This is a genomic window from Marivivens donghaensis (assembly GCF_011806565.1).
Classification (GTDB): Bacteria; Pseudomonadota; Alphaproteobacteria; order Rhodobacterales; family Rhodobacteraceae; genus Marivivens; species Marivivens donghaensis_A.
Genome location: NZ_JAATOP010000001.1, coordinates 352,759 through 375,396 on the forward strand (window position 1 = coordinate 352,759; position 22,638 = coordinate 375,396).

At 60.1% G+C, this 22,638-nt stretch carries 23 protein-coding genes; 6 read left to right on the forward strand and 17 right to left on the reverse strand.

The annotated features are described in order from the left end of the window. The first annotated feature begins 1 nt into the window (after position 1). Positions 2-1,345 carry a phosphoglucosamine mutase gene (glmM, locus tag HCZ30_RS01830; protein ID WP_167636049.1) on the forward strand — a complete coding sequence of 448 codons (1,344 nt, stop codon included), beginning with the start codon at positions 2-4 and terminating at the stop codon, positions 1,343-1,345. Here the strand turns inward: glmM and HCZ30_RS01835 are convergent. Continuing rightward, positions 1,330-2,238: a DMT family transporter gene (locus HCZ30_RS01835; RefSeq protein ID WP_167636050.1), complete on the reverse strand. Its 909-nt coding sequence runs from the start codon at positions 2,236-2,238 to the stop codon at positions 1,330-1,332. The two genes, glmM and HCZ30_RS01835, sit on opposite strands and share 16 nt — an antisense overlap. Positions 2,239-2,621: 383 nt before the next feature. After that, a complete protein-coding gene (ilvC, locus tag HCZ30_RS01840; RefSeq protein ID WP_167636051.1) occupies positions 2,622-3,644 on the reverse strand; it encodes a ketol-acid reductoisomerase in 1,023 nt (340 codons plus the stop codon). Between the two features lie 138 nt (positions 3,645-3,782). Here ilvC and HCZ30_RS01845 point away from each other — a divergent pair, with 138 nt between their 5' ends. Continuing rightward, positions 3,783-4,238 carry an Lrp/AsnC family transcriptional regulator gene (locus tag HCZ30_RS01845; protein ID WP_167636052.1) on the forward strand — a complete coding sequence of 152 codons (456 nt, stop codon included), beginning with the start codon at positions 3,783-3,785 and terminating at the stop codon, positions 4,236-4,238. Next, positions 4,235-4,690, forward strand: a complete 456-nt coding sequence (locus HCZ30_RS01850; protein ID WP_167636053.1) for an Lrp/AsnC family transcriptional regulator — start codon at positions 4,235-4,237, stop codon at positions 4,688-4,690. The genes HCZ30_RS01845 and HCZ30_RS01850 overlap by 4 nt, the downstream gene beginning before the upstream one ends. An 18-nt stretch (positions 4,691-4,708) precedes the next feature. Here the strand turns inward: HCZ30_RS01850 and HCZ30_RS01855 are convergent, their stop codons facing one another. From HCZ30_RS01855 to trpS, 11 genes are all read right to left on the reverse strand, one after another. Next, the gene (locus HCZ30_RS01855; RefSeq protein ID WP_167636054.1) at positions 4,709-5,509 is read right to left on the reverse strand and encodes a purine-nucleoside phosphorylase; all 801 of its coding nucleotides are present in this window, start codon (positions 5,507-5,509) and stop codon (positions 4,709-4,711) included. Further along, a complete protein-coding gene (locus HCZ30_RS01860) occupies positions 5,493-6,479 on the reverse strand; it encodes an ABC transporter permease (protein WP_167636055.1) in 987 nt (328 codons plus the stop codon). Before HCZ30_RS01860 ends, HCZ30_RS01855 begins: the two co-directional genes overlap by 17 nt. Further along, positions 6,479-7,576, reverse strand: a complete 1,098-nt coding sequence (locus tag HCZ30_RS01865; protein ID WP_167636056.1) for an ABC transporter permease — start codon at positions 7,574-7,576, stop codon at positions 6,479-6,481. The genes HCZ30_RS01860 and HCZ30_RS01865 overlap by 1 nt, the downstream gene beginning before the upstream one ends. Then, positions 7,576-9,111 carry an ABC transporter ATP-binding protein gene (locus HCZ30_RS01870; RefSeq protein ID WP_167636057.1) on the reverse strand — a complete coding sequence of 512 codons (1,536 nt, stop codon included), beginning with the start codon at positions 9,109-9,111 and terminating at the stop codon, positions 7,576-7,578. Before HCZ30_RS01870 ends, HCZ30_RS01865 begins: the two co-directional genes overlap by 1 nt. 75 nt (positions 9,112-9,186) lie before the next feature. Next, a complete protein-coding gene (locus tag HCZ30_RS01875) occupies positions 9,187-10,182 on the reverse strand; it encodes a BMP family lipoprotein (protein WP_167636058.1) in 996 nt (331 codons plus the stop codon). A gap of 147 nt (positions 10,183-10,329) precedes the next feature. After that, entirely contained in the window at positions 10,330-10,749 is a 420-nt protein-coding gene (gene rimI, locus HCZ30_RS01880; protein WP_167636059.1) for a ribosomal protein S18-alanine N-acetyltransferase, read from the reverse strand. Continuing rightward, entirely contained in the window at positions 10,746-11,330 is a 585-nt protein-coding gene (tsaB, locus tag HCZ30_RS01885) for a tRNA (adenosine(37)-N6)-threonylcarbamoyltransferase complex dimerization subunit type 1 TsaB (protein ID WP_167636060.1), read from the reverse strand. The genes rimI and tsaB overlap by 4 nt, the downstream gene beginning before the upstream one ends. Then, positions 11,320-11,886: a NifU family protein gene (locus tag HCZ30_RS01890; protein ID WP_167636061.1), complete on the reverse strand. Its 567-nt coding sequence runs from the start codon at positions 11,884-11,886 to the stop codon at positions 11,320-11,322. Before HCZ30_RS01890 ends, tsaB begins: the two co-directional genes overlap by 11 nt. A gap of 129 nt (positions 11,887-12,015) precedes the next feature. After that, positions 12,016-12,363 (reverse strand): hypothetical protein, encoded by a 348-nt coding sequence (locus tag HCZ30_RS01895; protein ID WP_167636062.1) that lies wholly within the window; start codon positions 12,361-12,363, stop codon positions 12,016-12,018. Between the two features lie 293 nt (positions 12,364-12,656). After that, positions 12,657-13,112 (reverse strand): universal stress protein, encoded by a 456-nt coding sequence (locus HCZ30_RS01900; protein ID WP_167636063.1) that lies wholly within the window; start codon positions 13,110-13,112, stop codon positions 12,657-12,659. A 237-nt stretch (positions 13,113-13,349) separates the two neighbouring features. Then, positions 13,350-14,375 (reverse strand): tryptophan--tRNA ligase, encoded by a 1,026-nt coding sequence (gene trpS / locus HCZ30_RS01905; RefSeq protein ID WP_167636064.1) that lies wholly within the window; start codon positions 14,373-14,375, stop codon positions 13,350-13,352. Positions 14,376-14,466: 91 nt separating this feature from the next. Here trpS and HCZ30_RS01910 point away from each other — a divergent pair, with 91 nt between their 5' ends. Next, positions 14,467-15,186 carry a rhomboid family intramembrane serine protease gene (locus tag HCZ30_RS01910; protein ID WP_167636065.1) on the forward strand — a complete coding sequence of 240 codons (720 nt, stop codon included), beginning with the start codon at positions 14,467-14,469 and terminating at the stop codon, positions 15,184-15,186. Here HCZ30_RS01910 and murJ read toward each other — a convergent pair whose 3' ends face one another. The 4 genes from murJ to HCZ30_RS01930 all read right to left on the reverse strand — a co-directional run bounded on the left by murJ (position 15,187) and on the right by HCZ30_RS01930 (position 21,281). Next, entirely contained in the window at positions 15,187-16,731 is a 1,545-nt protein-coding gene (gene murJ, locus HCZ30_RS01915; RefSeq protein ID WP_167636066.1) for a murein biosynthesis integral membrane protein MurJ, read from the reverse strand. 80 nt (positions 16,732-16,811) lie between these two features. Continuing rightward, a complete protein-coding gene (locus HCZ30_RS01920) occupies positions 16,812-17,321 on the reverse strand; it encodes a hypothetical protein (protein ID WP_167636067.1) in 510 nt (169 codons plus the stop codon). Continuing rightward, entirely contained in the window at positions 17,321-20,143 is a 2,823-nt protein-coding gene (locus HCZ30_RS01925; RefSeq protein WP_432442750.1) for a [protein-PII] uridylyltransferase, read from the reverse strand. The genes HCZ30_RS01920 and HCZ30_RS01925 overlap by 1 nt, the downstream gene beginning before the upstream one ends. Beyond that, positions 20,103-21,281 carry a penicillin-binding protein activator gene (locus tag HCZ30_RS01930; protein ID WP_167636068.1) on the reverse strand — a complete coding sequence of 393 codons (1,179 nt, stop codon included), beginning with the start codon at positions 21,279-21,281 and terminating at the stop codon, positions 20,103-20,105. The genes HCZ30_RS01925 and HCZ30_RS01930 overlap by 41 nt, the downstream gene beginning before the upstream one ends. 101 nt (positions 21,282-21,382) lie before the next feature. Here HCZ30_RS01930 and rsmI point away from each other — a divergent pair, with 101 nt between their 5' ends. Together rsmI and HCZ30_RS01940 are read left to right on the forward strand one after the other, a co-directional pair. Then, positions 21,383-22,243 (forward strand): 16S rRNA (cytidine(1402)-2'-O)-methyltransferase, encoded by an 861-nt coding sequence (gene rsmI / locus HCZ30_RS01935; protein WP_167636069.1) that lies wholly within the window; start codon positions 21,383-21,385, stop codon positions 22,241-22,243. Further along, on the forward strand, positions 22,240-22,605 hold the full coding sequence (locus tag HCZ30_RS01940; RefSeq protein WP_167636070.1) for a YraN family protein: 366 nt from the start codon (positions 22,240-22,242) through the stop codon (positions 22,603-22,605). Before rsmI ends, HCZ30_RS01940 begins: the two co-directional genes overlap by 4 nt. Positions 22,606-22,638: the final 33 nt, after the last annotated feature.

The window sequence follows — 22,638 nt, forward strand, 5'->3', positions numbered from 1 at the left end:
AATGAGCCGTAAACTGTTCGGAACCGACGGTGTCCGTGGCAAAGCCAACCAGTACCCGATGACCGCCGACATGGCGCTGAAAATCGGAGCTGCCGCAGGACGCTATTTCCGCAACGACGGCTCGAACGGCCACCGCGTCGTCATCGGCAAGGACACCCGACTGTCGGGTTACATGTTCGAAAACGCGCTGACGGCGGGTCTGACTTCGACCGGCATGAACGTGCTGCTTTTCGGCCCGATCCCGACGCCTGCCGTGGGGATGCTCACGACCTCCATGCGTGCCGACGTCGGCATCATGATTTCGGCCAGTCACAACCCGCACCACGACAACGGTATCAAATTCTTTGGCCCCGACGGTTTTAAACTGTCCGACGTGGCCGAGGCCGAGATCGAAGAGCTGGTGTTCAACGAAATTACCCCTGCGAAGGCTGAAAACATCGGCCGCGCCAAGCGTATCGACGATGGCCGTTTCCGTTATGCGGAGCGTATCAAATCCACGCTGCCCGCAGGTCGTCACCTGACCGGCCTCAAGGTCGTGGTCGATTGCGCGAACGGTGCCGCGTACCGCGTTGCGCCCGAAGTGCTTTGGGAGCTCGGCGCCGAGGTCATCCAGATCGGCACCACGCCGAACGGTAAGAACATTAACGACAACTGCGGCTCGACCTCGACCCGCACCGCGTCCGAGGCGATCGTCGCGCATGGCGCTGATGTGGGCATCTGCCTCGACGGTGATGCCGACCGCATCATGATCATTGATGAGAACGGCAACGTAGCTGACGGCGATCAACTCATGGCGCTGATGGCGACCCAGTGGGCTGCCGAAGACCGCCTACGCGGCGGTGCACTAGTTGCAACCGTGATGTCGAACCTCGGACTTGAGCGCTATCTGGAGGGGCAGGGCCTGCGCCTCGAACGCACTGCTGTCGGTGACCGCTATGTGGTCGAGCGGATGCGTCAGGGGGGCTTTAACCTTGGCGGCGAACAGTCCGGCCACATCGTGATGACCGACTATGCGACCACTGGCGACGGCTTGCTGGCCGGTCTCCAGTTCCTGTCGGCTATGGTACAGACGGGCAAGCGTGCGAGCGAGTTGGCAAAGACGTTCGAGACAGTGCCGCAGATGCTGAAAAATGTTCGCTATGCGGCCGGCTCTGATCCGCTGAACGCTGCGACCGTGAAGGCCGCGATTTCAGATGCCGAAGGCCGCCTCGAAGGCAAAGGCCGTCTGCTCATCCGCAAATCGGGCACCGAGCCGCTGGTGCGTGTCATGGCCGAATGCGAAGATCCACACCTGCTAGAACAGGTCGTGGATGCGATCGTTGCCGAGGTTCAGGCGGCCGCCTGACCAAAGCCGAACAGGCGGCGCAGGCTACGCCACTGGCTGACGCACAGTCCGGTCAGGATGAGAGCCAGCGCCGCGAAAAAGCGGAGCGGGAGTTCTTCGTTGAGAAGGAACGCTCCGCACAGGACCGACCACACGGGTACCTGATAGTTCACCAGCGTCATGAAGACCGCCCCTGCGCTGCGGATCACGAGCGTCCGCAGCAGCGCGGCGAGCGCGGTCGGGAAAAACCCGAGGAAGATGATGGCGAGGCCCGCGCGGTCCGGTTGCCATGTGGGTACGCCCTCGACGGCAAGCATGGCGGGGATCAGCAGTGCCGATCCGACAACGAGTGTCAGCGCAGTCATCATGATCGGATCAATGGGCGGACAGCGGCGCGTCATGACCGATGAACCCGCATAGGATACCGTTGCCGCGAGGCAGGCGATCTGGCCCAGCGGCTCCATCCCTGATCCGATGCGCAGCGCCGACGGACCGATGAGGACCAAAGCGCCCGCAAATCCGATGATGACGCCGAGTGTGCGGCGCAAGTCCATCCGCTCATCAGAGAAGAAATGCGCAAGCGGCAGGACAAAGAGCGGCAGCGCCGCCATCGAAATGCCTGCGAAGGCCGACGGCACGTACTGCTGGCCCCAAGACAACAGAACGAATGGCAGCGCGGTGTTCGTCGCGCCGATGATCGCCAGATGGGGGAAGGTGTTCCGCTTGGGCAGGGGGGCTTTCAACGCCAGCGCCAGTGACAACATCGCAATCGCGCCGAGCGTCGTGCGGGCGCAAGCCACAGTGATTGGCCCGTAGCCTTCGAGGGCGATGGACACCACCATAAAGGTGCCGCCCCAGATCAGACCGAGGGCGAAAATCGAGAACCAGTTGGCGGGTGTGGGCTGCGAAGTCATGCGGTTCTTTGACCACTTCGCAGAGGGACTGTCTACTCGGCGCTATGCGCATTTGTGAATGTTGAAATCTATCAATTTGCGCTCGCCAGCTATCCTGTTGGGATAAGGCAGCGATTTCGCGGCGCGACTATCTTCGGGATACAGGCAAAGGAGTTCGTAATGATTCGTATCCTCAAATCTCTGATCAGCATCTCGGACTCAAGCACCGATCGCTATTCTCCCAGCGCTCTAAAAGTGCCCATGTCGGCGCGCCGTCGCCGCTGATCCGCTCCGGTAGCTGAAATTTCCAAAGCGTCCTTCGGGGCGCTTTTTTGTTGCCTATCCATCAGCCCAAGCAAAAAAGGCCCCGCAAATGCGAGGCCCTTTCCGTAATCTGGAAGCGATTAGTTCTTCGCTTTGTCGACCATTTTGCCCTTGGAGATCCACGGCATCATTTCGCGCAGCTTGGCGCCGGTCGCTTCGATCAGGTGCTCGTCGTTTGCACGGCGCGACGCTTTGATGGTCGGCTGGCCAACAGCGTTTTCGAGCATGAAGTCGCGAACGAACTTGCCCTGCTGGATGTCGGTGAGGACGTCCTTCATGGCTTTCTTGGTCTGCTCGTACGGCAGGATGCGCGGGCCGGTGACGTACTGGCCGTATTCTGCGGTGTTCGAGATCGAGTAGTCCATGTTGGCGATGCCGCCTTCATAGATCAGGTCAACGATCAGCTTCACTTCGTGCAGACATTCGAAATAGGCCATTTCCGGTGCGTAACCGGCTTCAACCAGAGTTTCGAAGCCGCAACGGATCAGCTCGACGAGGCCGCCGCAGAGAACTGCCTGTTCGCCGAAGAGATCGGTTTCGCACTCTTCACGGAAGTTGGTTTCGATGATGCCCGAACGGCCGCCACCGATAGCCGAGCAGTACGACAGACCGATGTCCAGCGCCTTGCCGGTTGCGTCTTGGTGAACTGCTACGAGGCAGGGAACGCCACCGCCTTTGACGTATTCGCCGCGAACGGTGTGGCCCGGACCCTTCGGCGCCATCATGATGACGTCAACGCCTTCCGGCGCTTCGATCAGGCCGAAGTGAACATTCAGGCCGTGAGCGAAAGCGATAGCAGCGCCCGGCTTGAGGTTGTCTTTGACATACTTCTTGTAGGTTTCAGCCTGAAGTTCGTCGGGCATGGTGAACATGATGACGTCGCACCATGCAGCAGCTTCGGCGATACCCATGACCTGAAGGCCCTCACCTTCGGCTTTCTTGGCCGACGGCGAACCTTCACGCAGAGCGATGACGAGGTTCTTGGCGCCCGAGTCGCGGAGGTTCAGCGCGTGGGCGTGGCCCTGCGAACCGTAGCCGAGGATGGCGACTTTTTTGTCCTTGATCAGGTTAACATCGCAATCGCGATCGTAATAAACGCGCATTGGGGCGCTCCTTGTCATGTCGTTTCGATTGAGGGGCACCCTACGCCCCGTGATTGATGAACGCGAGACTGTTGCGAGTGAAAAATGTGGTCAAAAGCGATGTTGTTATTCGCCGGTTGGCTGATTATTGATAAATCTATGCTTGATGATGTCGATCGCCGTATTCTGCGCCTGATGCAGTCCGACCCGTCCCTGACCGTCCCGGAACTGGCCGAGTCGTGCGGCCTCACCGCGAACCGTGCCACCCGCCGAATCGAGAAGATGCGCGAAGCCGGTATTCTCATCGGGCAGGAGGCGGTCATTGACTGGAAGGCACTCGGCTTCGATGTGGCGGTGTCACTTCGCATCACGCTCGATAAGGCTGCCCCGCGCGCGTTCGACGATTTTCTTGATGCCGCGCGTCTGGTGCCCGAGGTGATCGAGATCCAGACCTTCCTTGGCCGTGTGGACGTGCGCCTTCACATTTTAGCTCGCGATCTCGCGCACTGGCAGGCGATCTACCGCGATCAGGTTCTGAACCTGCCGCATATCGCAGAGATCGAAGCGCTAATGACCGTGGCGTCCGTCAAGCGCGAAGACGTACTGCCGCTATGATCGACCTCGACGACCTCGACCGCAAAATCCTCCGCAGTCTTCAGCAGGATGCGACGCAGTCCGCTAGTGTTCTGGGGCGTAGGCTTGGCCTGTCGCAGCCCGCGACGTGGCGCAGGATTAAACGGCTGGAGCAGGCGGGCGCGATTGCGGGGCGTCGGCTGGTATTGAACCGCGAACAACTCGGGTTCGGCGTGACCGTTTTCCTAGGCGTCAAACTGGTCGCGAAGGGGCGTGTCAGCCTTGAGGACTTCGAACGCGCAGTGTCCGCCATCCGCGAAGTGCAGACGGTGGAGCATGTGCTCGGCCTTTATGACTACCGTTTGCGGGTGGTGGCGACCGACCTTGCAGACTTCGAACGTATTCTGCGGCGGCGGATCATGACGCTTCCGGGCGTCGGGACAGTCGAAGCGAACGTGCTACTGTCCGAAGAAAGGCGCCCCGGTCCGCTGTAGGGCAGGGCGCCTTTGATTTTACAGGTCGCGCAGGAACCGGCGCAGGACCTTTTCCAGCTTTGCGGCGCCGAGCGGAGCCATCGCTTTGGTGTGCTCGTGGCTGATCGCTTCGTCGCTCATGCCAGCAGCCATGTTGGTGATCGTGGAGATCGCCGCAGCGCGTAGGCCCATGAAACGGGCGAGGATGACCTCGGGAACCGTCGACATACCAACCGCATCAGCGCCCAGCGTCTTGATCGCGCGGATTTCGGCGGGCGTCTCGAACGACGGGCCGGAGTACCAAGCGTAGATACCCTTGTGCATCTCGACCTCTTCGGCCTCGGCAGCGGCGAGCAGCTTGTTACGCAGCTCGGGCTCGTAGGCGTCCATCATCGGCACGAAGCGTTTGTCGGTCGGCTCGCCGATCAGCGGGTTCAGGCCGCTGAAATTGATGTGGTCGGTCAGCGCCATGATTGAACCCGTCGGCATGTCCGCCTGAAGCGAACCCGCAGCGTTGGTCGCGATCACGGTATCCGCGCCCAGTTCGCACAGAACCTCGAGCGGAACGCGCATCTCGTCCGGCTTGCCGCGTTCATAGTAGTGCGCGCGGCCACCGAAGACGGCCACGCGGACGCCTTCGAGTGTCCCGATGACGAGGTTCGGGTTGTGACCCGACACGCCAGCATGCGGAAAGCCCGGCAGTTCCGAGTAGGGGATCGCGACGCCTTCGACAGCACCGGCAAGGTGGCCGAGGCCCGATCCGAGGATCAGGCCCAGTTTGACCGGTGCGTCGCCCGCGTGTTCGCGGATGGTCTCGATGAGTTTAGCGTTCTTTGACATAGGCCTCTCCACCCGCACGCGGCGGGATCGCTTTACCGACGAAACCGGCAAGCACAATAACAGTCAGCACGTAGGGCAGGGCGTCCAGAACCTGTGTCTGGACCTTGATGCCGATAGCGCGCTCAAGGATGTCGGGGCGGATCGCCAGTGCTTGGAGGTAGCCAAACAGCAGCGTCGCACCCAGCGCGTACCACGGACGCCATTTCGCAAAGATCAGCGCGGCGAGGGCGATATAGCCACGGCCCGCAGTCATTTCGCGCACAAAGCCCGCTTGGATGCCGGTCGACAGATATGCACCTGCGATACCGGTCAGCACGCCGCAAATGATGACGGCCGAATAGCGCATCCGCTGGACCGAAATCCCTGCGGTGTCGACAGCACCGGGATTTTCACCGACAGCACGCAGACGCAGTCCGAAGCGGGTGCGGTAGAGAACCCACCATACCAGCGGCACGATGAAAATCGCGGCGTAGGCGATGATGGTGTGACCGGACAGAAGCTCCGAATAGACCTTCATGCCCCAGTCGGCTTTCATGATCTCGCGGATCTTGGTCAGCGCACCGGGAAAAACGATGGGGTCGAAACGTGCATCGCCCGAGAGCGAAGGCGTACGGCCACCCTGACCGAACCACGCCTGCGCGGCGATGACCGTGATGCCCGAGGCGAAAAAGTTGATCGCAACGCCAGAGATCAGCTGGTTGCCGCGGAAGGTGATCGACGCAAGGCCGTGCAGCAGCGACAGCACGACCGATGACGCGATACCCGCAAACAGGCCGATCCAGACGTTGCCGGTTTCGAACGAAACCGCAGCGGCAAAGAAGGCCGAGATCAGCATCTTGCCTTCAAGTCCGATGTCGAACACGCCCGCACGTTCCGAGAACAGACCCGCGAGACAGGCAAGGAGCAGCGGCACAGCGAGGCGGACAGTGCCGTCAAGAACCGCAATGTCGAATAGAGCCAAGAGATCCATCAGTTGGCCTCCTTATTGTTGCGGATCATCAAGAAGATCTTCTCGATCGGCATCCGCACCATGTTGTCCAGAGCGCCGGTGAACAGGATGACAAGCGCCTGAATGACGGTGACCATTTCGCGGGGGATGCGCATCTCTGCCGACAGTTCCGCGCCGCCCTGATAGAGCGCACCGAAGAGGAGCGCGGCGAGCAGGATGCCGAACGGGTGGTTGCGGCCCATAAGCGCCACGGCGATACCGATGAAGCCAGCGCCTTCGACAGCATTGAGAACGAGGCGTTCGGCTTCCCCCATGACGTTGTTGATCGCCATCATGCCAGCAAGGCCGCCGGATATCAGCATGGCGACCATGATGATCTTGGTCGGGTTGATGCCTGCGTATTTCGCCGCCGGTTCGCTTTCACCGTAGGCGCGCGTCTCGTAGCCGAGCTTGGTGCGCCAGATCAGCGCCCAGACGCCCACACAAGCGATCAGCGCCACGATCAGCGCCACGTTGGCGGGGCCGGTGCGGGCGAACTCGATACCGAAAAAGCCGAGGACTTCGGACAGGTTCGGCAGGTGCGTGTTGGAGGCGAAAGAGGGCGTCGCGGCTTCCATGCCTTCGGCCTTGATCGGGCCGTTCAGCAGGTAGTTCAGCAGCGGATAGGAGATGTAGTTGAACATGATCGTGGTAATCACGATGTGGCTGCCGCGCTTGGCTTGCAGGTAGGCGGGGATCGCTGCCCACGCTGCGCCGAAAATGGCAGCGGTCGCGCCAGCGCCAATCAGTGCGATGGTCCAGTGCGGCCACGGCACATAAAGACATGCAAGCGCCGCGCCCAGTCCGCCGATATAAGCCTGACCTTCTGCGCCGATGTTGAACAGGCGCGCATGATAGGCGACCGCAACGGCGAGGCCGGTGAAGATGAAGTTGGTCGTGTAGTACAGCGTGTACGACAGGTTCGTGGACGTGCCGAGCGCGCCAGTGATCAGGATGCCGAGCGCCTCGATTGGGTTCTGGCCGATAATCAGCAGAACGATGGCCGAGATGATCGCCGCTAGCAATAGCGAGATTAGCGGGACGAGGACCACATCGGCCCAGTTTGGGATCTTTTGCATCAGGCAGTTTCCCTCTGCATACCGGCCATCAGAAGGCCGAGTTCGTTGACGTCTGTTTCATGCGGAAGGCGTTCGCCCATGATCTTGCCGTCGAACATCACGGCGATCCTGTCCGAAAGGGACATGATCTCGTCGAGTTCGACCGACACGAGCAGGATGGCTTTGCCCTGATCGCGCAGCGCGACGATCTGCTTGTGAATGAATTCGATCGCGCCGATGTCGACACCGCGTGTCGGCTGGCCGATCAGCAGGATGTCCGGATTGCGCTCGATTTCGCGGGCCACGACGATCTTCTGCTGGTTGCCGCCCGAGAAGTTCTTGGCGGCGAGCATCGGGTTGGGCGGGCGAACGTCGAACCGTTCCATCTTTTCGGCGGTGTCGCGGATGATGGCCGCGTTATCCATGATGAGGCCGTTTTTCTGGTAGCGCTCGTCCATGTGGTAGCCGAAGGCGGTGTTTTCCCAAGCCGAGAAGTTCAGGATCAGACCTTCGCGGTGGCGGTCTTCGGGGACGTGCGAAATGCCTGCGCGGCGGCGGTCCTGTCCGTCGGCCTTGGAGGACAGGTCAATCTCCTGACCGTTCACCAGAACCTTGCCGTCCGCCTTGCGATAGCCGCCGAGGACTTCGAGCAGTTCCGATTGACCGTTACCTGCAACGCCCGCGATGCCTAGGATCTCGCCCGCGCGGATGTTGAAGGACACGTCCTTGACGCGGTGGACACCCTGATTGTCGGTCACATCCAGATGCTGCACGTCGAGCACGACGTCACCCGGTTTGGCGGGGATCTTGTCGACTTGCAGGAGTACCTTACGACCGACCATCAGCTCCGCCAGTTCCTGCGGATTGGTCTCGGCTGTCTTGACAGTCGCGGTCATCTCGCCGCGGCGCATGACCGACACCGTGTCGGTGATGTCCATGATTTCACGCAGTTTATGCGTGATCAGGATGATCGTCTTACCCTCTTCGCGCAGACGGTCGAGGATGCGGAACAGCTGGTCCGCCTCCGCAGGCGTCAGAACGCCCGTCGGCTCGTCGAGGATGAGGATGTTGGCGCGGCGGTACAGCGCCTTCAGGATTTCTACACGCTGCTGCATGCCGACGCCGATCTCTTCGATGACGGCATCGGGATCGACGTTGAGCCCGTATTCGTCAGCGAGAGATTTCAGCTCGCGGCGCGCTTTGCTCAGCGAGGGGCGGAGGAGGAAGCCATCCTCGACGCCGAGAATGATGTTTTCGAGAACTGTGAAATTCTCGACCAGTTTGAAATGCTGGAAGACCATCCCGATACCGGCTGCAATTGCCGCTTCACTGTCGGGGATTTCGGTCTGTTTGCCGTTAACCCAGATTTCTCCGGAGTCGGCTTTGTAGAACCCGTAGAGGATCGACATGAGCGTTGATTTGCCCGCGCCGTTCTCACCGATAATGCCGTGGATGGTACCGGGCCTAACCCGGATGGAAATGTCCTTGTTCGCCTGAACGGGGCCGAAAGCTTTGGAAATGCCCTTAAGTTCAATGGCGGGAGCGATGTCGTTCATGCTTGTCCCTCGGGTCGGAAAGCGAAAGCCGCGCCGAACAATGCGGCGCGGCCCCGTGATGTGCTAGCGCTGGAATTAGAAGTCCAGAGCCGGGCAGGTTTCGTCCGACATATAGTCGTGAACCATCAGCTCGCCCGAAGCGATCTGTGCGGTTGCTTCTTCGACAGCTGCCTTCATTTCGTCAGTGATCAGCTCTTCGTTGTACTCGTCGAGAGCGTAGCCAACACCGTCGTTGTCGAGTCCCATGACCTGCAGGCCGACTTCAACGTCGGTACCAGCCGAGAAGGCATCGTAGACTGCGTTGTCGACGCGCTTGAGCATCGAGGTCAGAACCGAACCCGGCTGCATGTAGTTCTGGTTCGAGTCGACGCCGATCGAGTAAACGCCCTGGTCGGCTGCAGTCTGGAGAACACCAACGCCGGTGCCGCCGGCAGCTGCGTAGATCACGTCAGCGCCCTGGCTGATCTGACCGAGGGTCAGTTCCGAACCTTTAACCGGATCGTTCCAAGCTGCCGGAGTGGTGCCGGTCATGTTGGCGATGACGGTCGCATCGGGGTTCACAGCCAGAACGCCCTGTGCGTAGCCACAAGCGAACTTGCGGATGAGCGGGATGTCCATGCCGCCGATGAAGCCGACAGTGCCGTCTTCCGAAGCCATAGCAGCCAGCATACCTACGAGGTACGAACCTTCGTGCTCGTTGAAGACGACCGAACGGACGTTCGGAGCATCGGTGACCGAGTCGATGATGGTGAACTTGATATCCGGATAGTCAGCAGCAACGGTTGCCAGCGGGGTGCCCCACGAGAAGCCGGCCATGACGATCGGGTTGTAGCCGTCTTCGGCGAAGCGGCGGATCGCCTGCTCGCGCTGCGCGTCCGAGGTGATCTCGGTTTCGGCGAAGCTGCCGCCGGTTTCTTCGGCCCAACGCTGCGCGCCGGTGAAGGCAGCTTCGTTGAACGATTTGTCGAACTTACCACCGAGGTCGAAGATCACGGCGGGGTCGGCCATCGCGGCGCCTGCGGTCAGGGCCAGCGCGGTCGATGCGCCGAGGAATTTGGTGAAGAGGCTCATGAGTATTCTCCCAACTGGATTGTGGGACCGTCCTAACTGGTCGGTCCTCGACATCTTCGTGTCTGCCTTAATTAGAGGCGCGGGTAAGCGACAGGGTCAACCTGAATCTCGCGTCATTTGATAGAGATTTGATCGCGTGATCAAAGTTTACGCCGCCTTTAGCGTAACCTGCATGAGTAATGCATCATGTGACGTTCCGTCACCCACTGCGTAGTAGCCACGGCGCAATCCCGAATCGGAGAATCCGAAAGTGCGGTAAAGCGCGATCGCGGCAGAGTTGTTGACGTTCACTTCCAGAAAAACCCGCGTCACGCCACGGGCTTGCACCGCCGCGAGGAGGTCCGTCATTAGTTGGCGACCCTCGCCAGAACGGCGGGCATCGGGATCGACGGCGACTGTCAGAACCTCTGCTTCGTCCAGTATGACCTGTCCCATCGCGAACCCGTTTTCGGATGTGATCGTGATGACCTTCGGGTCCATTCTGAAACTGTCCAACTCCGTGGCCGACCACGAGCGCGGCACAGTGAAGCTCCGCGCGTGGATGTCCGCCATCCGGTCCGTATTCATGTCAGGATTTTCGGTGCCGCATCGCGCGGCGGGGCGGCATCTGCGGCACGCACATAGAGCGGAGCAGGGCGCGGTTGGTCGGTCGTCGCACGCTCGACGGCGATAAGGGCGACATTCTCGATCAACTGATGCGCGGTCGGCTCAGGCACGACGGGGTAGGGCGAAGGGTCTTCGGCGCTGCGCATTTCGGGCGCACCATTGTCATCGCGGGCATAAACCTGACCGCGCGGCGCGGCGATCACTGTGGTGACGGGGGCGCTGTGGCCAAAGGCGCGTGCGTCAAACCCGTCGACGCCGATAGCCGGAATGCCGAGGCCGAGCGCGATACCGCGAGCTGCGGACACCGAAATCCGAATGCCTGTGAAGTTGCCCGGCCCGATGCCAACGCCAATCGCGCCGAGGTCGGACATTTTCAGCCCGTGTTCCGCCAGCAGTTCTTCGACCAAGGGCATCAGGCGCTCGGCCTGTCCCTTGGACATCTCTTCGACCCGCGTGTGCACGGTGCCGTCGGTCAATAACAAAGCGGCGGCGCAATGCGCCGCCGATGTATCAAACGCCAGTACTGGTCGATCAAACCGCAACGGGGCGGACCTCGAGCACTTCAGGAACGTAGTGGCGCAGCAGGTTTTCGATGCCCATCTTCAGCGTCAGGGTCGACGAGGGGCAACCGGCGCAAGCGCCCTGCATGTGCAGATAGACAACGCCGCGATCAAAACCGTGGAACGTGATATCGCCGCCATCCTGCGCAACGGCCGGACGCACGCGGGTATCGAGGAGCTCTTTGATCTGTTCGACCACAGCCACGTCTTCTTCCGCAACGTGTTCGGAGTTGTGGCCGCCGCTCGCGTCGGTGCCTTCGATGGCCGAGGCGCCGGACTGGAAGTGCTCCATAATCGCGCCGAGGATTGCCGGCTTGATATGGTCCCACTCGACCGAGTCTTCTTTGGTGACGGTTACGAAATCGTTGCCGAAGAACACACCGGCAATGCCGCCGGTCGCGAAAATGCGGCTGGCGAGCGGGGACTTCTCAGCGGCGGTCGCGTTCGGGAAATCGGCGGTGCCTGCTTCGAGTACGGTCTGGCCCGGAAGGAATTTCAGCGTCGCCGGGTTCGGCGTGGATTCGGTCTGGATAAACATGATGGCCAACCCTTTCTGTCAGGGTTGTAAAATGGTGAGAGCCATCGGGAATGTCAATGTTTAGAACAATTCTAAAAAGAAAAAGGGCCGCCAATGGCGACCCTCTTCCGGAGTAATCCGAAAAACGAATTACATGTCGGTGGTGTACATGGTCTTCGAAGCAACAACTTCGCCGTCCACGGTCAGGGTGACGAGGATCTGGTCAGTGGTTGCATAGTCGTCGATGTCGACAACAACGTTCGAAGTCAGGCCACCGTCGATCAGGTCGGTACCCAGCAGAGCGCCTTGCTCGTTACCCGAGTAGTCGTAGATCGAGATGACGCCATCAGCCGGAGCCATTACGGTTTCCAGAGTGATTTCCGAACCGAGAACAACGTTGTCGGTTTCGTCGAAGTAAGCGTCAGCGCTGCTCAGTGCAAAAGCGCTCGAAGCGATCATGGTAGCAGCGGCGGCGGCGGCAAGAGTGAACTTTTTCATAATATATCTCCAGTTATCTTAAGGGCGACGCGGTGTGTTGCGCCGTTTGTGCTATTCGATATGTGCCTGATTTTCGGAGTGTGAAGGGCCGGAAAGCTGAAAAGATTTTTGCGATTTTGGCCATAAAAAATTGAACTTTTAGGGGTGTCCGGAGTTGTGAAGGGGTTCCCGATATTATTAGTCACCGCAGTGTGCATCAGCGCGCAGAAGTGGATGGAACCAGCAAAAAAGCGCGCAAAATATTGCGCGCTTGACCCGGAAAAAAAACGGAATTTTTTCGAAGTTTTTTGCCCTCAGGTAATCATCTCGAGCTTTTCTTTGCTCAGATCGCCCGGAACGATAGTAATCGGGATGGGCAAACTACCCGATTGCCGCGTCAATTGGCTGACGAGAGGGCCAGGACCCTTCTTATCGTCGCCCGCGCCAAGCACTAACACACCGATGTCGGGATCCGTACTCACAACATCGAGAATCTGCGGCACCGGCTCGCCTTCGCGTATCACCAGTTCGGGGTCGATGTTCTGGCGGTCGCGCATCCACTTTGCGAAAACCTCGTAATGGGCCACGATCCGTTCGCGCGCTTCTTCGCGCATGATCTCGCCCACACCGATCCAGTGATTGAACTCGTCGGGAGTGATGACCGACAGGATGGTGACACCGCCGCCGGTGTTGTGCGCGCGCATCGCGGCAAAGCGCATCGCGTTCAGACATTCGCGGCTATCGTCGAGCACGACTAGGAATTTACGCATGAAGGTCCCCTTTGTTCGGGGATATTGTCGGAACCGCCCCTCACTTGCAATGATCGTTGTCGGCGGCGCTTTCACCTCTGGGATGAGCCCGAAAACAAAAGCGCGCCCACGCTGGGGCAAGCGTGGACGCGGAGTATTCTGCCAGCGGGGACACGCTAGACTTGGACCGGCGACGGACAGGAACACCGGTAATGACAGCGTTCCTTGATTCCGTTTCAGTTGTGTGACGCTTCGATGTCAGCCGCGAAGAAGGCCGACGATATCGTATGTTTGCTTCAGGATCGGCTGCGCGATCTCGCGGGCGCGTTCGGCGCCGCGGGTCAGCAGGCGATCGATTTCAGCCGGATCGTCCATCAGGCGCTTCATCTCGGTGGAGATCGGCGCGAGCTTTTCGACAGCGAGATCCGCCAGAGCCGGTTTGAACTTGCCCCAACCCGCGCCCGCGTACTCGGTGATGACCTGTTCGTTGGTCATATCGTTGAGCGCGGCGTAGATGTTGACGAGGTTACGCGCCTCGGGACGGTCAGTCAGACCTTCCAGTGTTTCCGGCAGCGGCTCGGCGTCCGACTTGGCTTTCTTAAACTTCTTGGCGATCTGGTCGGCATCATCGGTCATGTTGATGCGTTCCATGTCGCTCTCGCCCGACTTCGACATCTTCTTGGAGCCGTCACGCAGGTTCATCACGCGCATGGCAGGGCCCTCGATGACCGGAGTGGTCTCGGGGAAGAAGTCGACTTTGAAGTCGTGGTTGAACTTCTTGGCGATGTCGCGGGTCAGTTCGACGTGCTGCTTCTGGTCCTCGCCCACCGGAACGTGGGTTGCGTGGTACAGAAGAATGTCGGCGGCCATCAGCGACGGATAGGCATAAAGACCGAGCGAGGCCTTCTCGGCGTCCTTCCCCGAACCGGCCTTGTCTTTGAACTGCGTCATGCGGTTCATCCAGCCCACGCGGGCGACGCAGTTGAAAATCCAGCCCAGTTCGGCGTGTTCCGCGACCTGTGCCTGATTGAACAGGATCGACTTCTCGGGATCGATACCCGAGGCAAGGTATCCGGCCGCAACCTCGCGGGTCGCGTTCGCCAGTTCCTTGGGATCCTGCCAGACGGTGATCGCGTGAAGGTCCACCACGCAATAGATCGTCTCGAACTGGCCGCCCTGCATATCCACGAAGCGTTTGATCGCGCCGAGATAGTTGCCAAGGGTCAGCCCGCCCGAGGGTTTGATGCCAGAGAACACGCGGGGCGTGAAATTGTTATCGGTCATCTGAAACCTTCCGGGTCTGGATTTACAGTGCGCGAAGGCTTACCGAGGGGGAAAAGTCGCGTCAATGCGATGTGTCCACGGAGGCGAGACAATGGAGCAGGAACGAGTCATTAATCCCATTCCGCCCGCAGTTCTGGTGCTGGCGCTGTTGATGGTCGGGATCGAACTGGTCATGCAACTGGCCACGGCCGGTCTGGCTGGCGGTGCGCAGGGCGTCGGCTGGCGTGCGGATACGATCAACGATTTTGCGTTTTTCCCCGCCATCCAGCACGAGATGTTTGCGCGGGGGGCGTTCCCGTTCGACTATCTCTACCGCTATGTCACGTACCCGTTCGTCCACAGCAGCCTGATGCACGCCGGCTTTGCTGCCGTCATCACTCTGGCGGTTGGCAAATTTGTCGGAGACCGCTGGCACTGGGCCTCGGTCGTGACGGTGTTCTTTTCCTCGGCCATCGTCGCGGCGGTGATCTTCGGACTGATCGCGCCTGAAAACTGGCCGTACTACGGCGGCTACCCAGCGGTTTACGGTCTGATCGGCGCGTTTTCCCACATCATGTGGGTGCGCCTCGGCCAGCAGGGCGCGAACCGTTGGAAGGCGTTCAGTATGATCGGCATCCTTCTCGTGATCCAGATCATCTGGGGCCTGTTCGTAAAGTTGATCTACCTGATGGGATACGGCGGTGATGCGACCCCGATGATGCTCTATCTGGGCATATCGGAGTTCGCAGGCTTTGGCGTCGGTCTGATCCTCTCGCCGCTCGTCGGACCCGGCGGATGGCAAGGCTTCCTCGCACGGATCCGTCAGCGCTGATCAGCGGCTGCGGCGGAACGCTCCGGCAAATTCCCGAATGCGGAAAGCGCCGATAAGCTGGCCGATGAGGAAGTAGCTGACCATCCCGATCATCACGAGGATGAAGAGCGCCAGATAGCGGATGTGCGGCAGGCCAAAGAAGAACGCCGCGCTGCCGTAGCTGAACCAGAGCACCGCACCCATCGCCAACGATGCAAGGACGATCCGCCAGATGCGGCGCTTGAAACGGTTGTCGAACTGCGCGGCCTCGCCCATCGGGCGCGACATGATCCAGAGGATCAACACAGCCACCCAAGCCGAAAGCGTGGTCGCAATCGCAGAGGCAATGAAGCCTATGAACGGTGCAAGCCCGATGGCCATCGTTGCGGTAATCGCCAGCGAGGCGAGTGCGATATAGAACGGGCGGCGGGTATCTTCGCGGGCGAAGAACAGCGGTTGCAGCGTTTTCTGCATCACGAACGCAGGCAGACCGAGGCCATAGACAGCAACCGCAATCGCGGTGTTCATGGTGTCGTCACTGCCGAACGCGCCGCGCTCAAACAGCACCTGCACCAGCGGCACCGGAATGACCATCAGCGCAACGGCAGCGGGAATGGTCAGCGCGAGCGACATCTCGCAAGCGCGGTTGAACGCATCGCGGCTGCCGTCGATATCACCGCCACGCAAACGGCGGGACAGGTCTGGGAGCAGAACTACGCCAATCGCGATGCCAACAACGCCGAGCGGCAGTTGATAAAGGCGGTCGGCATAGGACAGCCACGCGACCGCTCCGTCAAAGAAACTGGCGATCTGGCGACCAATCAGCAGGTTGACCTGAACAACACCGCCCGAAAGGGCAGCGGGAGCTGCGATAATCGCGAGGCGCTTGAGCTCCGGCGTGAATTTCGGACGGGTAAAGCGCAGCGTGAAGCCCGCCTTGTGCGCCGCGTACCAGACCAGCGCCATTTGCGCGAAGCCGGCGAGCGGCACGGTCCAGACCAGGGTGTCACCGACTGGCCAACCGAGCGCGTGCCCCAGAACCATGCCCGCAATAAACAGGACGTTCAGCAGGACAGGCGCAGCAGCGGCAGCGGTGAAGCGACCGATGGAATTCAGCACGCCCGACAGCAATGCGGCGAGAGAGATGAACAGAATATAGGGGAAAGCGATGCGGCCGTAATCGACGGCGAGGTCAAACCGCTCGTCGCCGGCAAAGCCCGAGGCCATCGCCAGCACGAGCCAAGGCATTGCGGCCATCGCAATGACGGTGAAGGCAATCAGGACCGTCGCAAGGCCGGTGAAAGCGTCGTTCGCGAACTTTTCCGCATCCTCTCCCGCCTCGAATTTCTTCGAAAACATCGGCACGAACGCCATGTTGAACGCGCCCTCGGCAAAGAAGCGGCGGAACATGTTGGGCAGGGAGAAGGCGATCAGGAACGCTTCGGCGACAGGGCCGGTACCGAGGTAGGCGGCGATCATGATGTCGCGCACAAAACCCATCAAGCGGGACACAAGCGTCCACAGACCGACAGTGAGAAAGCCGGAGACAAGTCGAATGGGTTTCATAGGTTTTGAAGGTCCTGCGTTGAATAATGTGGCCTGTCTACTGGCAGGGCCATGTAATGACTATGGAGAATTCGTGCAGCTTATATAGGGCGTTTCATGACCAAGACAGACGTCCATGCCCCAGGCCCTGACGGATTGAGGCGCATAAGAAAAATCCCCCAGCGATCCGGCTGCCCATAGGTGCCCGCCACCCAGACGCGCGATAGATCGACGGTTTCCAACCGGCCATCGGGGTCATCCTGCATCTCGGGGAAATGCGCGGCGACCCACGCGGTGGCTTTTTCCAGTAGCCGAGCTTGCTCGTCGGCCTCGAAATACGGCTCGGCCTCGGTGACCTCGCATCCTCTGTCCGAGAGCGAGACCATCAATCGGTCCTGCGCCGAGACATACGATACAGTTTCATCCTGCTGTTGGCGCACCTCAAAGCCAGCGAGGTTCGGGTCCTCATGGTTGGCGAACGGCAGACAGACTTGGCTTAACAGGTCGACATACGCATCTACGCGGTCGAACCGTCCGAAATGCAAGCGGGCGGCCAAACCTATGGCCACCCCGAGAACGACGATGATGACGAAAGCCAGAGCTTTCTTCATCAGACCGTTGCCCGTTCCACACCCATGCGGATTGCTTCGCGCAGTTTCTTCTCCAGCGCGGCGCGGCGGTTTTCCTGATGGAATTTCAGGCCAAACATGTCTTTGACATAGAAGGTGTCGACGACCTGCTCACCGAACGTCGCGATCATTGCCGACGCGATATAGACGTTGTCGGCCGCCAGAACGCGGGTCAGGTCATGCAAAAGTCCCGGCCGGTCGCGCGTGTCAACTTCGATGATGGTGTAGATATCCGAACCCTCGTTGTCGAAGAGGATGTTGGTCTTCACCTTGAACGCCTGCTCGCGTTTCTTGAGCTTGTCGCGATCCTTCAGTGCCTCGCGGGTAATCACCTCACCGCGCAGCGTGCGGTAGATCATCTGCTGCAAGCGGGGCAGGCGGCTCGCCTCGTAGGGATGGCCGTCGGCGTCCTGTACCCAGAAGATCGCGGTCGCATAGCCATCCTTCGACGTGTCCGTCCGGGCATCGACCACGTTCGCACCGACAAGCGCCAGCGCGCCGGTGAGGCGGTTGAACAGACCAGGGTGGTCGGCCATGGCAAAGCACGCACGGGTTGCATCGCGGTCAGGGTCCAGCTTGAGGTCGATCTTGATCTCGGCGTCGGTGATGTTGCGCAGTAGCTCCGCAAATACCATGTGGACCGAATTGGGCAGGCCCTGCCAATAGGGACCATAATGGCGGCCCATCTCGGTGCGAAGGTCCTTCGCGTCCCAATCGCTCAGAGCCGCGCGAAGAGCCTTCTTCGCCTCGTTCTCGCGGGTTTCGCGGTTGATCTCTTCCAGACCGTTTTCAAGCGCCAGCCGGGTTTCATTATAGAGACCGCGTAGCAGCATGGCTTTCCAGTTGTTCCACGTGCCGGGGCCAACGCCATTGATATCGCAGACCGTCAGAACCGTGAGCAGATCAAGCCGCTCGACCGACTTCACCGCTTTGGCAAAATCGCGAACTGTACGCGGGTCGCTGATGTCCCGTTTCTGCGCCATGTCCGACATCAGCAGGTGATAGCGGACCAGCCATTCGACGGTCTCGACCTCTTTCTTATTGAGGCCAAGACGCGGTGCAACCTTGCGGGCAATCTGGGCGCCGACGACGCTATGGTCTTCGGGGCGGCCCTTACCGATGTCGTGCAACAGGATCGCGATATAGAGGATCTTGCGGTTCACCCCGCCGCCCAGAATGCTGGAGGCTACGGGAAGTTCCTCGACCAGCTCGCCGCGTTCGATCCGTGCCAGGTGGCTGATGCATTGGATGGTGTGCTCGTCCACGGTGAAGTGGTGATACATGTTGAACTGCATCATCGCGACGATGGGGGCGAATTCGGGCATGAATGCCGATAGCACGCCAAGCTCGTTCATGCGGCGCAGCGCACGTTCGGGGTTGCCGTGCTTCAGGAGCAGATCAAGGAAGATGCGGTTCGCTTCCTTGCTGGTGCGCACGTTGTCGTCGATCAGATCAAGGTGCGAAGCCAGCAGACGCATGGCGTCCGAGTGTAGCAGCGTGCCTGTGCGGAGCGCTTCTTCGAAAATCCGCAGCATGTTGACGTGGTCCGAGAAGAACGCGGTCTCGTCGGCAATCGTCAGGCGGTTCTGCTTGATCGCGTAGGGCGGGCGGGCACGGCGGCGGCGCGACAGAAGGCGCGTGAGCATGGGCTCGGCCTTGGTGTGCGTTGCTTCGAGCGAGGTGAGGAAAATGCGGGTCAACTCGCCCACGCGGGTCGCGTGGCGGAAATAGTCCTGCATAAAGTGCTCGACCGCGCGGCGACCGCTGTTGTCGTTGTAGCCCATGCGCTCGGCGACCTCGACCTGAAGGTCGAACGTCAGCTGATCCATGGCGCGTCCGGTAATCAGGTGTAGGTGACAACGCACGGCCCAGAGGAATTCCTGCGCCTGTTCGAACGTCGCGAATTCCTCGGCGGTGAAAACGCCGCGATCAACCAGCTCGGACGGGTCTTCGACCTGATTGACGTACTTCGCGATCCAGTAAAGCGACTGGAGGTCACGCAGACCGCCTTTGCCTTCTTTCACGTTGGGCTCGACGACGTAGCGCTGGCCACCTTGCTTGCGGTGACGTTCGGAACGCTCGGTTAGCTTGGCTTCGATGAAGTCGGCAGCGGAGTTGCTGAACAGATCGCTCCAGAGTTTTTCCTGAAGCGACTTCGCGAGCTTCTTGTCGCCGTCGAGGAAACGTAGCTCAACAAGGCTCGTGCGGATCGTGTAATCTTCGCGCGCGAGTTTCAGGCAGTCTTTGATCGTGCGGCTGGCGTGGCCGACCTTCAGGCGCAAATCCCAAAGGATATAGAGCATCGACTCGATCAGGCTCTCGGCCCACGGCGTGATCTTGTATGGGGTCAGGAACAACAGATCGACGTCGGAATGCGCGGCCATCTCGCCGCGGCCGTAGCCACCGATCGCCACAAGCGCGAGGCGTTCGCCGTCGGTCGGATTGTGCAGAGGATGCAGCTTTGTACGGGCGACGTAAAGGGTCGCGCGGACCAGACCGTCGGTCAGGAAGGTATAGCTGCGGGTCACAGGGCTGGCATCGAAGGGACGCGCGGCAAAGGAGGCGGCGATGGCGGCGAGACCGCGTTTGCGAGCCGCCATCAGAATCTTGACCGTCTCTTTGCGGATGTCCATCGCATCCGTCAGATCCGCGATTGCGGTATCGATTTCAGCAATGACAGCATCTTTGTCAAAGATATCGGCGGCCGTGCAAATCAGGCCTTCGGCCGCCGTTTCGTTCGGGGCTTGCGTGAGGAGTGTCGGCTCAGAAGCCGAATCCCGCAAAGCTTCTTGGGGCAGGTTCAAGGATTACCACCTGATTGTTCTGGATCTGTGCGATAGCGAGTGCTCGCTCGTTTGTACCATTAGGAAGCAGACGGAACACCCCTTGCGTGCCCTCAAAGCCCTGAGTTTTCGTCAGGCTGTTGCGGGTGAGGGCACTAGCGTCACCACCGGCAGCCAGAGCGCCGATTGCAGCGATGCCGTCAAACGCCAGACCTGCAAGCGGATGCGGAGCGGAGCCGTAGGCTTGCGTGTAACGGCTTTCGAAGAGGTTCATCATGTTGGTGTCCGGCACGGCGAAGATACCGTTCTGAAGACCCGGCAGCGAAATCGCTTGGCCAGCGGCGTCCCAACGGGTCAGACCAACGAAGCTCGACGAGTCGACACCCTGCTCCGACAGGCCGGTCGCGATGATCGGAAGGTCGGCGTTGATACCGCCTGTCAGGACAACTGCGTCAGCGCCGCTCGATTTGATGGCGTTGGCAATCGGTCCTGCTGCGCTGATGATCGCCTGCTGCGACATGCCGTAGCTTTGCACGGTCGACAGCGCGACACCTGCGTTGCGCGCGGCATTTGCAGTTGCGTCACGGCCAACGGCACCCTGAAGATCTTCACCGTAGACAACAGCTACGTTGCGGCGACCCTGACGGGCGGCATAGCTGACAAGGCGGTTTGCAGTGTTCTGGAAGGTTGCGCCCAGAATGAACACGTTGTTGCCCGCAATGCTCGCATTGTTCGAGAACGCCAGCACGTTCACATTACGGCCTGCAACGGCAACGCCGGCAGCGTTTGCCGCTTCGGCATAAAGCGGTCCGAGGATGACTTTAGCACCATCGTTGACCGCTTGGGTCGCGACGGCAGCAGCCTGCGCAGGGCTACCTGCGGTGTTGTAGACACGCAGATCGACGGTCACACCGCTCAGATCGGCCATGGCCAGACGCGCAGCGTTTTCGAGGTTCTGGGCGAGAATGTTGTCGGATTCTTTCGCCGAGCCGCCCGGAACGAGAAGGGCCACCTGAACAGGCTGGCTCGGATCAATGCGTGCGCCGGTGTTTCCGCCGGTGCTGCTGACCGGCACGTCACATGCCGCGACCCATATCAGCGATAGTAAAGCAAAAATTCGTGCGGCCCACGACCGGACGGTGCTGGAAAAATTCATCATGAAATATACGCTCCCTACTTGCATGGCCGTTGCCTTCGCGGCATCCCCCAGCAAACGTTAGTTTAACGGGATAATAGACTTGGCAGACGAGGGGTCCAGAAATGAATCATGAAATACGTCCTCTTGCGCCTGGTCTTTACATGGTCGCAACGCCGATCGGGTCTGCGCGGGACATGACCCTGCGGGGCCTCGATATTCTCGCCTCAGCCGATATCATCGCTGCCGAGGATACCCGTACCGCCCGAAAACTCATGGATATTCACGGTGTTCCGCTCAACCACCGCAAGATGGTCGCGTTCCACGACCACTCCGGTCAGGGCGAGGTCAACGGACTGGTCAAAGAGATCGCAGCGGGCAAATCCATCGCCTACGTTTCCGAAGCAGGTACGCCGCTAATCGCCGATCCGGGGTATGAACTGGGGCGCGCCGTGGCCGCCGCCGGTCTGTTCGTCACCGCCGCGCCGGGGGCATCTGCCGCGCTTGCTGCGATGACCGTTTCGGGGCTGCCTTCCGACCGTTTCATGTTCATTGGCTTCCTTCCCGCGGGCAAAGTCCAGCGCGAGACCGAGATCGCAAGCCTCCGCGATACGCCCGCCACGATGATTTTCTATGAAAGCCCGAAGCGCATTCAGGAAATGTTAGTGAGTTTGCGCGATATTCTTGGTGACGAGCGCGAAGTGGCCGTGTGCCGCGAATTGACCAAGAAATTTGAGGAAGTCACCCGTGGCACCCTCGCCGAAGTCACCGAGGCTTACGCCGATCGCTCTGTCAAAGGTGAACTGGTTGTCGTCGTTGGCCGTGCTGGCGCGACAGAGGTGGAGGATGTCGACGTGGAAAGCGCACTGCGCGAGGCAATGAAGACCATGCGGGTCAAAGATGCCGCAACGGCTGTCGCTGGCGCGCTGGGTTTGCCGAAACGGCAGGTCTATCAGATAGCTTTGTCACTCGATAAGGGCGAATGACCGCAAAGGCGCTGCGAGGGTCGCTCGCTTACCACTCCGGTATTGCTGCCGAAGGGATTGTCGAACGCGCTTACGAGGAACGCGGAGCGGAGATTATCGAACGCCGCTGGCGCGGACGCGCGGGTGAAATTGACCTGATCGCGCAGCTCTCCGATGTGACCGTCTTTATCGAGGTCAAAGCCTCGTCGCGGCATGACACCGCAGCCACGCACCTCAGGCGGCGCCAGCTCGAGCGGATCTGCATCAGCGCAAGCGACTACATGGCCAAGCATGCGAAGGGCAAAGCCATGCGTATCGACCTCGCAACCGTCGATGGCGCAGGGCAGGTGCGCATCTACGAAAACATCAGTTTCGATCTGTGAGGGTTGCACCGGTGGGTATGCTGCGCCATCTAT

Coding starts and splice junctions, on each gene's coding strand:
- glmM (WP_167636049.1), top strand. CDS start 2: ATGAGCCGTAAACTGTTCGGAACCGACGGTGTCCGTGGCAAAGCCAAC.
- HCZ30_RS01835 (WP_167636050.1), bottom strand. CDS start 2,238: ATGACTTCGCAGCCCACACCCGCCAACTGGTTCTCGATTTTCGCCCTC.
- ilvC (WP_167636051.1), bottom strand. CDS start 3,644: ATGCGCGTTTATTACGATCGCGATTGCGATGTTAACCTGATCAAGGAC.
- HCZ30_RS01845 (WP_167636052.1), top strand. CDS start 3,783: ATGCTTGATGATGTCGATCGCCGTATTCTGCGCCTGATGCAGTCCGAC.
- HCZ30_RS01850 (WP_167636053.1), top strand. CDS start 4,235: ATGATCGACCTCGACGACCTCGACCGCAAAATCCTCCGCAGTCTTCAG.
- HCZ30_RS01855 (WP_167636054.1), bottom strand. CDS start 5,509: ATGTCAAAGAACGCTAAACTCATCGAGACCATCCGCGAACACGCGGGC.
- HCZ30_RS01860 (WP_167636055.1), bottom strand. CDS start 6,479: ATGGATCTCTTGGCTCTATTCGACATTGCGGTTCTTGACGGCACTGTC.
- HCZ30_RS01865 (WP_167636056.1), bottom strand. CDS start 7,576: ATGCAAAAGATCCCAAACTGGGCCGATGTGGTCCTCGTCCCGCTAATC.
- HCZ30_RS01870 (WP_167636057.1), bottom strand. CDS start 9,111: ATGAACGACATCGCTCCCGCCATTGAACTTAAGGGCATTTCCAAAGCT.
- HCZ30_RS01875 (WP_167636058.1), bottom strand. CDS start 10,182: ATGAGCCTCTTCACCAAATTCCTCGGCGCATCGACCGCGCTGGCCCTG.
- rimI (WP_167636059.1), bottom strand. CDS start 10,749: ATGAATACGGACCGGATGGCGGACATCCACGCGCGGAGCTTCACTGTG.
- HCZ30_RS01890 (WP_167636061.1), bottom strand. CDS start 11,886: ATGTTTATCCAGACCGAATCCACGCCGAACCCGGCGACGCTGAAATTC.
- HCZ30_RS01895 (WP_167636062.1), bottom strand. CDS start 12,363: ATGAAAAAGTTCACTCTTGCCGCCGCCGCCGCTGCTACCATGATCGCT.
- HCZ30_RS01900 (WP_167636063.1), bottom strand. CDS start 13,112: ATGCGTAAATTCCTAGTCGTGCTCGACGATAGCCGCGAATGTCTGAAC.
- trpS (WP_167636064.1), bottom strand. CDS start 14,375: ATGACCGATAACAATTTCACGCCCCGCGTGTTCTCTGGCATCAAACCC.
- HCZ30_RS01910 (WP_167636065.1), top strand. CDS start 14,467: ATGGAGCAGGAACGAGTCATTAATCCCATTCCGCCCGCAGTTCTGGTG.
- murJ (WP_167636066.1), bottom strand. CDS start 16,731: ATGAAACCCATTCGACTTGTCTCCGGCTTTCTCACTGTCGGTCTGTGG.
- HCZ30_RS01920 (WP_167636067.1), bottom strand. CDS start 17,321: ATGAAGAAAGCTCTGGCTTTCGTCATCATCGTCGTTCTCGGGGTGGCC.
- HCZ30_RS01930 (WP_167636068.1), bottom strand. CDS start 21,281: ATGATGAATTTTTCCAGCACCGTCCGGTCGTGGGCCGCACGAATTTTT.
- rsmI (WP_167636069.1), top strand. CDS start 21,383: ATGAATCATGAAATACGTCCTCTTGCGCCTGGTCTTTACATGGTCGCA.
- HCZ30_RS01940 (WP_167636070.1), top strand. CDS start 22,240: ATGACCGCAAAGGCGCTGCGAGGGTCGCTCGCTTACCACTCCGGTATT.